General features: G+C 65.9%; 13 protein-coding genes and 1 pseudogene. 11 read left to right on the top strand and 3 right to left on the bottom strand.

The features are described 5' to 3' along the window. Positions 1-6: 6 nt before the first annotated feature. The 3 genes and pseudogenes from LNW73_RS36635 to eccE form a co-directional block, all read right to left on the bottom strand. Positions 7-105: pseudogene (locus LNW73_RS36635) on the bottom strand (hypothetical protein); the annotation flags it as partial. A 289-nt stretch (positions 106-394) separates the two neighbouring features. Then, positions 395-1135, bottom strand: a complete 741-nt coding sequence (locus LNW73_RS08015) for a hypothetical protein (protein ID WP_250992848.1) — start codon at positions 1133-1135, stop codon at positions 395-397. A gap of 11 nt (positions 1136-1146) precedes the next feature. Then, complete coding sequence (gene eccE, locus LNW73_RS08010) at positions 1147-2325, bottom strand: type VII secretion protein EccE (protein ID WP_374118258.1); 1179 nt, start codon at positions 2323-2325, stop codon at positions 1147-1149. A 290-nt stretch (positions 2326-2615) separates the two neighbouring features. Between eccE and eccB the strand changes: the two genes are divergently transcribed. The 11 genes from eccB to LNW73_RS07955 all read left to right on the top strand — a co-directional run bounded on the left by eccB (position 2616) and on the right by LNW73_RS07955 (position 13336). Further along, entirely contained in the window at positions 2616-4130 is a 1515-nt protein-coding gene (gene eccB, locus LNW73_RS08005; protein ID WP_250989468.1) for a type VII secretion protein EccB, read from the top strand. 77 nt (positions 4131-4207) lie between these two features. Further along, entirely contained in the window at positions 4208-4657 is a 450-nt protein-coding gene (locus tag LNW73_RS08000) for a hypothetical protein (protein WP_250989467.1), read from the top strand. A gap of 53 nt (positions 4658-4710) precedes the next feature. Next, positions 4711-6237: a hypothetical protein gene (locus LNW73_RS07995; protein ID WP_250989466.1), complete on the top strand. Its 1527-nt coding sequence runs from the start codon at positions 4711-4713 to the stop codon at positions 6235-6237. Between the two features lie 179 nt (positions 6238-6416). Next, positions 6417-7646 (top strand): type VII secretion-associated serine protease mycosin, encoded by a 1230-nt coding sequence (gene mycP / locus LNW73_RS07990; protein WP_250989465.1) that lies wholly within the window; start codon positions 6417-6419, stop codon positions 7644-7646. A gap of 39 nt (positions 7647-7685) precedes the next feature. Continuing rightward, entirely contained in the window at positions 7686-8294 is a 609-nt protein-coding gene (locus LNW73_RS36295) for an SseB family protein (RefSeq protein WP_308407646.1), read from the top strand. Continuing rightward, on the top strand, positions 8291-8962 hold the full coding sequence (locus LNW73_RS07980; protein ID WP_250989464.1) for a hypothetical protein: 672 nt from the start codon (positions 8291-8293) through the stop codon (positions 8960-8962). The genes LNW73_RS36295 and LNW73_RS07980 overlap by 4 nt, the downstream gene beginning before the upstream one ends. Further along, positions 8962-10731: a putative T7SS-secreted protein gene (locus LNW73_RS07975; RefSeq protein WP_250989463.1), complete on the top strand. Its 1770-nt coding sequence runs from the start codon at positions 8962-8964 to the stop codon at positions 10729-10731. The genes LNW73_RS07980 and LNW73_RS07975 overlap by 1 nt, the downstream gene beginning before the upstream one ends. 30 nt (positions 10732-10761) lie before the next feature. Then, positions 10762-11061, top strand: a complete 300-nt coding sequence (locus tag LNW73_RS07970; protein WP_250989462.1) for a YrhB domain-containing protein — start codon at positions 10762-10764, stop codon at positions 11059-11061. Then, the gene (locus LNW73_RS07965; protein ID WP_250989461.1) at positions 11058-12371 is read left to right on the top strand and encodes a YrhB domain-containing protein; all 1314 of its coding nucleotides are present in this window, start codon (positions 11058-11060) and stop codon (positions 12369-12371) included. The genes LNW73_RS07970 and LNW73_RS07965 overlap by 4 nt, the downstream gene beginning before the upstream one ends. A 239-nt stretch (positions 12372-12610) precedes the next feature. After that, positions 12611-12949 carry a WXG100 family type VII secretion target gene (locus LNW73_RS07960; RefSeq protein WP_250989460.1) on the top strand — a complete coding sequence of 113 codons (339 nt, stop codon included), beginning with the start codon at positions 12611-12613 and terminating at the stop codon, positions 12947-12949. 99 nt (positions 12950-13048) lie between these two features. Further along, a complete protein-coding gene (locus LNW73_RS07955) occupies positions 13049-13336 on the top strand; it encodes a WXG100 family type VII secretion target (protein WP_138357415.1) in 288 nt (95 codons plus the stop codon). Positions 13337-13366: the final 30 nt, after the last annotated feature.

The raw sequence follows: 13366 nt of genomic DNA, 5'->3' as shown, positions 1-13366 counted from the left end.
GGTGTAGTCGGCGTCGCCTTGCTCCTCGACAGGGGCGGCCCCGCCCACGCGGTTCTCGTCCCGATCGCTGCTCACAATGCCTCCTGGTATATCTCTGAAACGCATCCGAACGACAGGGACGGACGGTCGGTCGGCCGCTCGCGGCGGACGAGATCGAGGAATCCGGCGTGCTTCACCGTTGAACCCCTCCCCGTGTATCGCAGCAGCCCTGCCGCGCCCCGTTCGGGCTGTCTGCCCCCTACAGCTCCTGCCGCTCTGAGGGACAGCCTAATCATCGGTGGCAGTTCCACGGCAGGCCCGCCCTGTCCGCCGGATCTCCGGGACCGCGCAGACCTTCGCCCACGGCTCCGGATCCGCCCTCGTCGGCCCGCCGGAGCCGGTGCGCCCCTAGGACCTAGTCCATACGGCGCGGGGTGCCGAGCAGTCCCGTCTCGACATCCGTCGGCTGCAGCATGACGAACTTCTGGTGTTGAGATGTACACCACAGCATCATGTTGTCGCCCAAGGACGACAGGGACTCCGTCTCTGCCCGGGGCAGCCGGAGAATCCCGGAGAGGACCTGCGCCTCCTCCGGAGAGACCCGCTGGATACCGACCAGCCCGGCGTTGGCGAGCAGTCGCGGTGCCGTCGGACCCAGGAATGGCAGGAGTGTCAGCACGGACTGCCACGGCCCGGCAGCAAGCCGACTGCGCGGTGGTCGCATCCCGCAGTCCCTTACGACCAGCACCGGGCTGGAAACCGAAGGACCCTGCGGCCCCACCTGTTTGACGTCGTGCACCGTCATGCACTGCTGTCCGCCACCCGCGGCTTGCGCCAGCCCCGTCCAGGCCTGCGGCCGGGCCGTTTCGACGGCCACCCGCGCACCCGTGCCGGCCGTGCGCAGGGCCAGCACCTGCGCTGTCCACACACTGCCGATGACGACGACATCGAGCTGGGAGGGGCGGAAGAACCCGAGTACCGCGGGCTGTCCCTCGGCATCGACGCCCGCCACGACTCCGTCGTCCCCGAGCGGCAGTGACAGCGCGCCGAGCTGATCTGCGGGCAGTATGTGCCGGTCGTGGCGTGGGCCGAGCAGCCCGAATCCGGGCCGCCCCTGTCTGGTCGCAGGCGTCGCGGTCACGGTCGCGGACGTCATGCCGTCGGCCGTCACCGGGCTCCTCCGAGGGGCAAGGTCGCCAGAACGCCTGGCAGCTGTTCACGATCCAGCCGTACGAGGCCGACTCTGACGCCACGTGCGGCACGTTCCAACTGCTTCCGCACCGAAACCAGTTCCTGGTCGCTGCGTGCGGTCAGCCGGACGTACCCACTGATCGCCGCCGTCCGGCCGGTCCCGCGCGACACCGCCAGGCTGAAATTGCTGGCCAGCGCGGGCATCGAGGTCAGCAGGGCGACCAGATTCGCCGCCGGGACTGCGCTCGCACCCAAGTGCGGCCAGCGGCCGACCCAGTACGTCGTGTGCCAGCGGTCGTCGCAGCGCCAGGCACGGGTGGTTTCCATGGTGCGCCGCAGTGGCACGCCGGCCCGCGCGGCGAGCGCGCTCGCCTGGGGATTCACTCCGGCCGAAGTCGCCAGCGCGGAGGTCACCTCCGCTTCTGTCAGCACCGAGGCGTCGATTCCCGCCCCTGCGAGCCGGCTCGCCAGCTGGTCCGTGGCGCGCAGCAGCGCCCGCTGCGCCCCGCCGACCCCGCCGCCGCGCGCCTGAACCGCCTCCGGGCACAACTCCGGATCGAGCTTCAACGCGATCCACGTGAGTCGGATCGCCGGTGTACCGGCCTTCTCCTGCAGCGGCCCGTAGGACCGTGCCGCCGCGGCCTGTTCGGGCAGATGCGGTCCAGGCGCGGGCTGCGTGTACTGCACGACCTGCACCGACTCCAGCCGGATGTCGTCCACTTCCAATGCGTCGTGCAACAGCGCCAAAGGCAGCGGCCGCGCGTTGCGTGCCATCCGCAGTGGCTCATCACGTGCCTGTACCAGCAACATGGCCGCCAGGAACGTCCCGTCACCCACCATGCCGATATCGCGTTCACGTTGCCGGTCGGTGTACGTACACGTCCGCAGCGCCGCCTCGCACTCGACAACCGGTGCCAGCGCGGGATCCACCCCATCAGGTACCCACGGCTGACTCGCCGTCCGCTGCCGAGCGCGCAGCATGAGCGCCGCGTTCAGCCACTCCGCGACCGGCCGGCCCCGCCGTCGCAGCACCGCCAGTAGCACCAACACCACTGCCACCAGGCCCATCGGTACGAGCAGGATCCTGTTCGTCACCCACCCGACCAGCACCAGCGCGGCGGCAATCTCCACCAGCACCACCTGATGCAGCCGCACTCCGCCGATCCGCCCTGGCCGTGGGTGCACACTCATCACTGCGGTCGTCGCGCTGCTCATCCCCCGGTAAATCCCTCCGTGTTACGGCATTACGGCATTACGGCGTGCGCAAGTCAGCCAACCGTATCGGTACGCCACCTCATGATCCGTACTCGGCCGTACGGCGGCACCTCGTCGGCGCCAGGCCTCTGGTCATGGCCGGACGCGGCGCAGGGGGCCCCCGATACCGCAGGGGCCGGACCCGGCATAGTAAGTGCCGCATTCACGTAAACAGGGGAGAGCGGCAGCGGATGGCTTCACGCAAGGAACAGCTCAACGCCTACACCTTCGCTCGCAAGCGGACCGTGGCAGCGTTTCTGCAGCCGAATCCATCCGGTTCCGAGGAGGGCGCACCACGCCCGCTGCGCGCGCTGGCCCCGGGCATCGTGGTGGGCGCTCTGATTCTTGCGGGGTTCGGCGCCTGGGGTCTGATCAAACCGACCGCGCCCAAGGGCTGGGACGATCCCGGAAAGAACGTCATCGTCGCCGATGAATCGACCACCCGTTACGTCATCCTCAAGGACGAGAGGACGGGCGAGAAACTCCTGCACCCCGTCCTCAACTTCGCCTCCGCCAGGCTGCTCCTCGACCCGCAGGGCTATCAGGTCATCAAGGTCAGGGAATCGGTGATCGACAAGTCGGGCATCAAGCACGGCGCCACCATTGGCATCCCCTACGCCCCCGACCGCCTCCCCAGTCCGGCCGAAGCGGGCCTCGCGAAGAAATGGGCCGTCTGCGACCGTCCCGGCAGCGGCGCGGACAAGGTGGCGGACCAGGCGGTGTTCGTACTGGGCGGCGCCGACGCCCGGGCGGTCGACAGCAGCAAACGCCTGGCGGGGAACGAGGTGCTCTACGTAGAGAGCCCGGACTCGTCGCGCTACCTCGTCGACAAGGCCGGTACGAGTTTCCCGCTCGGGGGCAGGAACGGACGCACACTCGGCCGGCAGAAGACGGACCTTCTGCTCCGTACGCTCTTCGGCCAGTCCGCCGAGCCGCAGCGCGTCACCCTGGGGTGGCTCGGTTCCCTCAATCCCGGCAGCCCGATCGTCTTCCCGACGGTCGCGCACCTCGGCGACCCGGCCCACGTCGATGGACTGTCGGCTGCGGAGAGCAAGATCGGCAATGTCCTCGAGGCCACCTCCGCGGCAGGCAAGGAGTACTACGTCGTCCAGAAGGACGGCGTCGCCCCCACCACCGCGTTCACCGCGCTGCTGCTGGAGCAGATGACAAGCCAGACGGAACCCATCCGCACCAGCGTCCCCACCGATGTCCTCCCCCTCTTCACGGGCGCCGGCAGTGACTGGCCCGTCCAGCAGCCCACCCAGGTCAACAAGACCGGCACCTACGATGCCCAGGGCCGCACCGTCGCGTGCTCCGTCCTGCGAGGTACGGCCGGCGCCCGCCCCGAGCTCAGCGTCTGGGCCGGTACCGCGTATCCGGCGTCCATCGTGGACGGAGCCACCAGCGCGTACGTCACCCCCGGGTCCGGCCTGCTCTATCTGGAGATCACCGGCAAGGACCTCAGGAACGGCACCCTCTATCTGACCACCGACACCGGTCTGCGTTACGCCGTCCCTCGTAACAACGACAGCGATGCCGCCGACGGAACCAAGGCCAGGAAGGAGGACGAAGCCGTCAACCAGGCTCAGGCCCGGCTCGGCTACGACTCGGTGACCCCGTTTGCCGTCCCGCTCAACTGGTCCGAATTCCTGCCCAAGGGACCGGCGTTGGACACGGAGAGTGCACGGCGGCCGCAGGGCTCGTGACGGGAGGGGCCAGTGCGACTGTCGTAGCAGCTGGGTAAGCTGCTGAGTCAACGGTGGAATACGGGGAGTGATTTGCCATGCTCGAGCGAGACATGGACATCGGCCTGCAGGATCTGCGTGGCTTCAAGCAACGTGTCGACGGTCTTCTCAAGGATCTCGACGATTCGCAGGCCGCGCCGGACAAGATGGGCGACGGCAGACTGCATCAAGGCCAGATCGGCACCGGGTTCGCGGGCGCCGAGGAACTGATGAGTGCCTACACCCATGTGCATTCCCAACTCGAACTGCTGTCGACGACCATGGCCAATCAGATCGAGGCCATGAGCATCTCCGTCGAAATCGCGCGCGTCGGCTACGAGAACGTTGACATCGATACCCGCAACCACCTTCTCAATTTGAACGATGTGACGAAGAAGTACTACCACCCCGAACTCGACCCGGACGCGCCGATCACCCGGAAGCCGGCCTCGGTCGCCGGCAGCACTCCGCCCACCGAGGACACCTCCGGCGGCGGAGGCATGGGCTGATGGCCCCATCCGTGGACCTGGAACATCTGAACAGCGAAGGGGAGGGGTGAGTCGTGGGAATCCTCGACGGCATTACCGAGGACGCGCACACCGCGATCTACGGCGACGAGTTCGACGCCCGCTCCCATGAAGAAATGCTCGCCATGGTCAAGGACGCCGACCCCGGTGCCCTCACAGCTCTCAGCCAGAAACTCCTGGCCGCGCATGCGGCGATCGACAGCATCGGCAGCGACCTCAACACTCGGGTCGCCTACGTCGACTGGCAGAGCGATGGCGGTGATGCCTTCAAGGAGTGGGGCAAGAGCATCGCCAAGTCCACCCTCAGCCTTGCCGAGTACTCCAGGAGCGCCGGTGACACCCTGGCTGTAGCCGCCGAGACCCTGCTCGCCGTCAAACGTGACATGCCGCCGGTCCCCGCCGACGCCAAGTCCATGGTCGATCTGTACCGAACCGACCTGGTCGCCCAGCACGACCCGGACGGCAAGCTCGCCAACCAGCAGGCCGTGGCCCACCTGGAGAGGGCCCGCGAGGGCGCGGTCGACCAGATGAACAAACTGGCGCTGGCCTACAAGTACTCGGCAAGCGTGATCAGCGCCCAGGAACCACCGACGTTCCAGCCGGTGCCGGCGCGCATCCTGCCGAAGGACAATCGGCGGTCGGATCTCACGGCGGTGCCCATCGACGGTTCGGGGTCCTCGGCGGAGGGATCCGGACGGGGGAGCTCTGACACCGCGGCTCCGAAGGCACATCCTCATGCGGGCTCCGACCGCAGCAATCTCGGGCAGATCCCGACCAGGTCGGTTGCTCCAGCGGACCTGGCAGGGAGTCCCGCAGCTGTGTCTGCCGATCCGGGCACTCACATCGCCTCGGCGGGCACGACCACCGCAGTGGCTCCGGCATCCTCAACCCCGCTCGCTCACTATCCCTCCGCGGTTGCTGGTGATGCGCCGTCATCGCGCACGTTTGCACCTCCGGATACGGGTTCTGGCGCTCCTCCATTCTCCTCTGGCCCGAATGGACGGGTGAACGCAGGCACGCCGTCGCCACGCCTTCCGCAGGCCCCTGGGTCGCCGGCAGGCAGGGGCCCGGGCAACGGTCCCAGGTTGAGGCCCGTTGGCGAATCGGGCATTCATGGGGGGCAGGCGACCGTGCGAGGGACCACGCCAGGCCGCATGATCCCCAAGGGCAACGTCGTCGGAGCGGAGGGCGCCGATCGCCGATCGCCGATGGGTGGGATCCATGGCACCGGATCCGGTGTGCAGGGAGGGAACCCGGGCAGTTCCGGAGGTTCCTTGCGCCGACTTGCCGGCCAACCCGGAGGCATTGTGGGCGGGACCCGAAAGCAGGGCCCCGCCATACCGGACACCTTCGCCCAGGGCGCAACTAATCAAGCGGGACGCACTTCGACGGGCGGGGCTGCTCCGAGCGGGGTATCGGCAATTACCGGGCGCCCTGTCCCCAACTCCGGAAAGGCGGGCGAGAAGCAACGACGAAACAGCCGACGTCCTGACTACCTGATCGAGGACGAGCCGGATCGCACGCAACGTGATAACGATTCAGGCCCTCCGGTCGTCAAGTGACCCGACGCGGAGTCGTGAGGGACACCGAAAGAAGGAATATGCGACGGCACCGGGTTGGTTGGAGGCAGCGCGCACTGACTGTGGGTTCAGTCGGTGGCGCCGCGTTGATCGGATTCGTATCAGTAGCTGTACCGGCACACGCGGAGTCGATCCGGGGTCAGGAATGGCACGTCGAAGCGATGGGTCTTGCCGCAGCATGGAAGATCAGCGAGGGAAAGGGCATCACGGTTGCCGTCATCGACAGCGGTGTCGACCGGACAGCGCCCGACCTCCGCGGACAACTTGTTGTGGGGAAGGACTTCGGCACCAAGCCTGTAGCCGCAGACATCGATCTCGTGGGGCACGGTACAAGCATGGCGAGCTTGATCGCCGGCACAGGTGAAGGCGCCGATGGTTCAGGGGTGGTCGGAGTGGCTCCCAAAGCCAAGATCCTTCCCCTCCGCCTGCCGGACAACGAGGGTGAGAAGAACGGCGCCGCCGCAAACCCTGAGTTCTACTCCGAGTTGGTCAAAGCCATCCGCTACGCAGCGGACAGCGATGCCCGTGTCATCAGCATCTCTTTGGGTGACTCCGGGATCGGGGACGCAGCCCAGCATCAAAGCCTGCAAGAAGCGGTAGATTTTGCCCGATCCAAGGGAAAACTGATCTTCGCCGCTGCGGGGAACAGCGGCGACGGAGGAAGTCCCGTCGAGTACCCGGCGGCCACACGCGGCGTTGTCGGCGTCGCGGCTCTCGGGAAAGACGTGAAAGCGATCCCGACGTCCACCAAGGGTCCGCAGGTTGATCTCTCCGCTGCAGGCAATGACATCATCGGGGCCTGCCCCACCAAGATCGCCACGTCCGGGTACTGCAAGGGGACCGGTACGAGCCCTTCCACGGCCATCGCCTCCGGCTCCGCCGCCCTCGTCTGGTCCGCCCATCCCACCTGGACCGCCAACCAGGTCCTGCGCGTTCTCCTGAACACTGCCGGCGCGCCCACCAGCGGGGCCAAGCGCAACGACTCCATCGGCTACGGCGCCGTCCGCCCCCGGGTCGCCCTGCAGACTCCCGGTGACCCCGGTGCGCCGGACGTGTATCCCCTCGCCGAATACGAGGCTCAGACGGGGCCGAACGGCCCGGTCCCCTCGACGAGCGCAGCCGCGCCCGCGCCGAGCGCGACTGCTCCCGCCGCCCAGGCGGAGGTAACGTCGGCCGACTCCGACAGCGGCAACACCCTCCTCTGGCTCGGACTCGGCGGCGCGGCCGTCGTCATCGCTGCCACCGCGGTGCTGGTCGTCCGTAACCGGAACCGCGGCGCCGTCCCACCGGGGCCACCTCCGGCACCTCCGTACGGCTACGCCCCACCTCCGCCGAACGAACCCAACACTCAACACACGTGGCAGCAGGGCCCGCCCGCCCCGCCGCATTAGTAGTCATACGAACGACGACCCACGGGAGAGACGCCAGCGATGATCAGTCCTGACGGGACCGGAATCCACACTCCACCGGCTTCCGGCTCCATCGCACGGCTCACCACGACCTCCGAGGATCCGACCCACCAGTCGGGACCCCACCGCCCCACGCGGTTGTCCGACATCGTGTACCGGGCCGGCAGCGAACAGCGGGCTCCTGATGCGGGTAGTGCGAGTTGGCGAAAGCTCGCCTCGGCAGAGGCTGTGGATGCCTTGGCCGGCGAGTTGGCGGACATGCATCGCGGCGAAGGGAATCCGATCGCGCTGGTGGATGCGTTCCGGCGGACTGCGGTGCTGGTGCCGGTGAACGGCGGCGGTCTGTGGTCGGTGGCGATGGGCGGAGTGCGCTGGATCTATGGGTTCTCCGGCGAAGTGGCGCTGGCGCGCTTCGCGTTGACGCAGGAGACATCGGAACTCTCCGATTGGGAGTACATGACCGTTCTCGGGGCACGGTTGCTCGACGTCGTGATTCCGGCAGTGCAGGAACCTGCGGGAGTGGCTCTGGACGTGGGGAGCGACCGGCCCATGATCTTTCCACCGGTGATGGGGATCGTGCCGAATGCCGTTGCGCTGGACGCCCGCGCGGGTGAAGGGATGTTCCGATGAGTACGGGCGGCGAGGATCTCGCGGTGGACTCCGCGGCTCTGGCGCTGGCCGCCCAGGGCCTCAACGGGGCCATCGGGGAGCTGAAGTCCCTGGGGACGCAGGGATCGGCGGACACCGGGCGCGGTTTCGGCGATCTGGCGTTGACGGGAATGCAGCTTGGGCACAGCGGTCTGACCTCCGCCTTCGGCTCCTTCTGCGGACGGTGGGAATGGGGAGTACGCACGCTGGTGCAGGAAGGCAACGGGTTCGCCGAGCGATTGGGTCTGTCGGCGGGCATCAGCCATGACGAGGACCAGTACATCAAGGACACGTTCAAGGTCGTCACGAATGCCGCGATGGGGAATCCCAACTTGACCGAGGAGCAGGTCGAGGGGATGTCCTGGGACCAGGTCAAGGCGGACAACCCGATCTCGGACTGGCAGCACCCCGACTTCAGCGCCAAGTCTGTCGAGCAGGCCCAGCACGACATCGGGCAGACCTGGAAGGACACCGGGCGGGACCTGTCCAACGGTCCGATGGGATTCAACCCGTACGAACAGGTCGCAAAGGCCACCGGACACGAGGGCGATGTCGAGGCCGCGCGGGACCAGCTGTTCGGCCCGTCGCCCGAACAACGGCAGCAGCAGGCCGAGACCGGGGTGCGGACACCGCCCGGGGGCGAAGGCTGATGGGGGCTTTCAGTTGGCTCGAGGACAAGGCCGATCAGGCCGGGGACGGCCTCGAACACCTCGTCGACTCGGGGAAGAAGGCGGCCGGAGAAGGCGCCGACTGGGCAGCACACCGGGTCGGCGACGGCTTGGACTACGTCGGACTGCACGATGCGGCCGACGCGGTCGAGGACTTCGGTGACGATCTCGCCGATGACCTGGGCGCCTCCGTCGCCGAGCAGCAACTGGGTCGGAGCGAGGAGCCGAAGGAGCTGATCCATGGCGATCCGAAGGCGATCCAGGAGACGGCTGGACACCTGAGGAAGTTCGGCAGCTCCTTCGGCGATGTGCATCGTGGCCTGACCCGGCTGGACCCCGGAAATTGGCAGGGAGAAGGTGCGGACGCCTTTCGGGTGAAATTCGAGGCACATCCGAAGAAGTGGCTGCAGGGAGCGGACGCCTGCCTGGAGGCAGCTGAGGCGCTAGGACGCTTCGCGGACATCGTGGACTGGGCACAACGGCAGGCCCAGACGGCGATCGACACGTACCGGCAGGGCAAGGACGCCCACAAGAAAGCGGTGGACGCATACAACGCGAAGGTCGGCGCCTACAACACGGACCTCGCCTCCTACCAGCACCTGGTGAACGGGGAAGGCGATCCGGGGAGACCTCCGGTCGCCCCGGATCCGTTCCACGACCCGGGTACCGCTGCCATCGCCGAGGCGAAGGAAATCCTGACGGAAGCACGCCGACAACGTGACGCGGTGGCCGACGAGGCGCGGATCGCCATTGATGCGGCGGCACAACTGGCGCCGGCCAAGCCGGAATTCACCGACCGCATGAGCGGCGATCTCCAAGACGTCCTCGTCGAAGGTGAGGTCGAGGCGCTGCACTACGGCGGCGGCCTGGTCCGCAGCGTCACGGACGCGACGAAGTTCGTCCGGGGCCTGAACCCGTGGGACACGTACAACGTGACGCACCCGGCGGAGTACCTGACGCATCTGGATTCGACCGTGGCGGGTCTGGTCACCATGGCCTACCACCCGGAGCGGCTGCCGCAGGCGATCGTCGGTACCGGCTGGGGCGACGACCCTTCCGAGTCCGGAGGACGACTGACCGGAAACCTCGTCATGGCCCTGGCGACAGGCGGCACCAGCACCGCCGCAACCGCCGCCGAACGTACGGCCATGGCCGCGAGTAGAGACGCCGCCGAAGCGGTGGCGGAGCGAGGTGCGGTCAAATCCGGGGTGCCTGCCGCAATCCCCAAGGCATGGGATGACCTGGCCCAGCCGACGGAACACGTGACGCAAAAGGCGATCCACGCCGATTCGGTTGACGCGGCCACGGCGCGCGAGTTCGTGGATGATCAGTATCCTTGGCTCAAGGATATGAACTCTGATCGCTACGAAGCAAAAACTCCTGGATATGTCGACAACTGTTCGAACAATGTTATTGCTGTGGATCAGAGACTGGACGGTCATGAAGTGTCAACGGCGCCTCTGCATGAGCCGCGATGGCCGGACCCGAAGGCGCTCGGCAACCCGGATGCGGCATGGCAAAATGTTGGAAGCTATGACGATATCATCGGTGATATGGGAGCCAGGGGCGAAGGATCGAGAGGGATTGTCTATGTAGAAAGGCAAAACAAGACTGCGCACGTTTTCAATGTTATTCATGACAGTCATGGCGTTGTATTTTTGGATGGCCAGACCGGCGCACTGGGTAGATTGGAGGAGTTGAACAATTCGGAATGGGGAGTCAAAAGCATTAAATACATGCCTTACAAATAGTTCTTCTGGCGCTGGGGAGAGGATTGAGCCATGACAAAAGACGAAGCGCTGATTGCGGCACAGAAATTCTTGCACCGCACCTATGGTGATGGGCCGCCGACTATTGTGATGGAGCCGGAAGCAACGGTAGAGCACGCATTGGCCTGGGTGGTGTGTTTTGATACGCAGGAACACCTGGATACCGGAGATTTCACCAAGGCGCCCATGAACCGTGTGATTGTGGTGTTCAAGGACGGGTCGGAATTGGGATTCGCCCCTGGCGCGCTGACCACTGATGAGTTCAACTCCTGGTTGACTACTGGGCAGTGGCCGCCCGGAGCTGGGGCATGAGCGGTGCGATGACTCCGGCCCAGCGGGCCGGCGAATGGTTGCAGCAGCAATACCATGGTTTGGTCGAGTTGTCCGTCCCGCATCCTGTCGCAGAAAGCTCGCAGGCCTGGGTGTTCGGTTGCAGAACGCTCAGTCAGTCCGGATATTCGGACACTCCGATGCTCAATAGTTCTTTCGCTGTTCCGAAAAATTCTATGGCCCCCTTCCATTTGGCGACAGGTGATCCGTGGGGCGACCTGGCGGAATTCGATGGAAGCCCGCAGCCGCGTAACTCGGCAGCGCAGGCACGTCGTATTAATGATCGTGGATGTGTGGTGGCCATCGACGCAGGGATGGATGGTGGCCGGGCGACGGCCCTTCCCTGGCAAGCCGTCCATGAGGCGCCGGGTTGGTGGGATCGGCTCGTACGGCAGTACTTCAGTGGTGCTGAGGTGTCATCGTTCGCGCATTGGGATGCTGTGATCTCTGCCCTCCTTGAGGTTGGTCCGTACGCCCGCGGCGTGGTGTGGGTGCGGCGGGAGCTGCATGGCGTGGAGGTAACCGGGCACCTCATGTACGCAACCATCAACAATGGCCAATTCGTATTGCTCGATGGTCAAACCGGTGGTCTGGGGCGTATGGAGAAGGAAGGCATCCGCCAGTTGGTACTTGCGCGATTTTCTCGCAGGCGCCCGAATTCTGACGCACAACTGTCGGAGTGGCGGATCCCGGCCGAGGACTTTGCTACTGCCGTCCGAAAAGCTGACGCCTGGCTCGATGAAGTCTACGGTGGTCACGTCGCTCTGGTGGATGCATCCCCTGCGGATGAAACACGTCGAGGCTGGTTGTTCGCCTGCAACACAAAGCAGTTTCTGGCCGACGGCGACCTGGCCAATGCGATGCTTGACGCGTCCATCGTTGTGCCGAAGGACAGCCAGGAACCCTTTGGATTGCCGAATTCTGACCCATGGGGGTGGTTCTCTCGCTGGGTGGAGGGCGCGCAACCAGGCGTCGATGGCCAAACGCTTCCGCCGAAGGCCGGTCCTGCCGCGTGGATGCCGGACACCATGCGGAAACTCGGACCGATCCTCTCCATCTCCGAGCACAGTGATTGGGCACCGTTGCTTGCTGAACTTGCCACACTGCCGGAGGGCATGAGGGCACTGGTGTGGGTTCGCCGACAGGACTGGAGGGGACGCGAGTCGGTTGGATTGCTGATGAACGCCGCCCGCACCGGGAATGGAGTGGCGCTCATCGACGCCATGCGTGATGGTCAGGCCGAGCTGGAGGTGCCCGGCCTCCGTAGCCTTCACCTGATCAGGTACCGATGACGAATCGCCGGGCAAATGAGTAGCAGCGCGATGGGCCCCCGAGCCCGTGAGAGGTATTCAGTTGGTGCGGCCCGGCTGCGGGTGCCCCCTCGCCGGGGGCCTGTTGGGCCTGTGGACGAATGTGGCTAGAGTGGTCGGAAGCTAGATCATCTCAACTGCTTCACAGGCCAGTTGTGGATGGAGAGAGGGGTTTCGAACCCCTTGAAGCGACCGCATATTGCATGGGGGAAAGGTACGAGATGGCTGGAACGGTGAGGGTTACCGACGCGGAGCTCAAGCGCGTCGAGGACGAGATCGAGCGGGTCAGTGGCTCGATGGCGGCGCAGCTCGTGAAGCTGAACGCTGCCATTGACGGGCTGGAAGGCCAGTGGAAGGGCATCGGGGCCGGTGCCTTCAACACGCAGCAGGAAGAGATCAACAGGCGGCACCAGAAGTTGCGGGTGGTCATCGACGGCATCAAGGAAGCGATCGTCGCGACCCGGGCCGGTCACGGGAACACCGATGAAGAGGTTCTCGAAGACCTCAAGAAGATCGACATCAATGGCGCTGCCGGCGGCAGCGGTATCGCCGGTCTCTGACCTGCTTGTGCGGGACCGGTGGTTCGTCCGTGTGAGTGCCGGTGCCGGCGCCGATTCCGATCCCGAAAACTTCGACCCACATTCACTCCAGGGGGAGCCATGTCTGAGCTCAAGGTTCACTATTCCTCGCTGACGGATGCCGCCAGCAGCATTCAGTTGGCGGCCAATCAGCTCAAGTCCGACCTCGACGGCCTGCTGGCCAAGGTCAAGGGCGTGGCAGCCAGCTGGGAGGGCGAGGCCCACCAGGCGTTCGACGCGACCGCGCGGGCGTGGCAGGACCAGGCTGACCACATCCACAGCACGCTGATCCAGATCTCCTCCAAGGTCGAGTCGGCCAGTCATAACTACAGTGCCACCGACAAGAAGACGGCCGGATACTTCCAGTAGCCGGTACGTCCGCAGCAAGAGTTGCGCAGG

This window comes from Streptomyces sp. RKAG337, assembly GCF_023701715.1.
Classification (GTDB): domain Bacteria; phylum Actinomycetota; class Actinomycetes; order Streptomycetales; family Streptomycetaceae; genus Actinacidiphila.
This window is presented reverse-complemented; position numbering and strand designations above follow the sequence as displayed.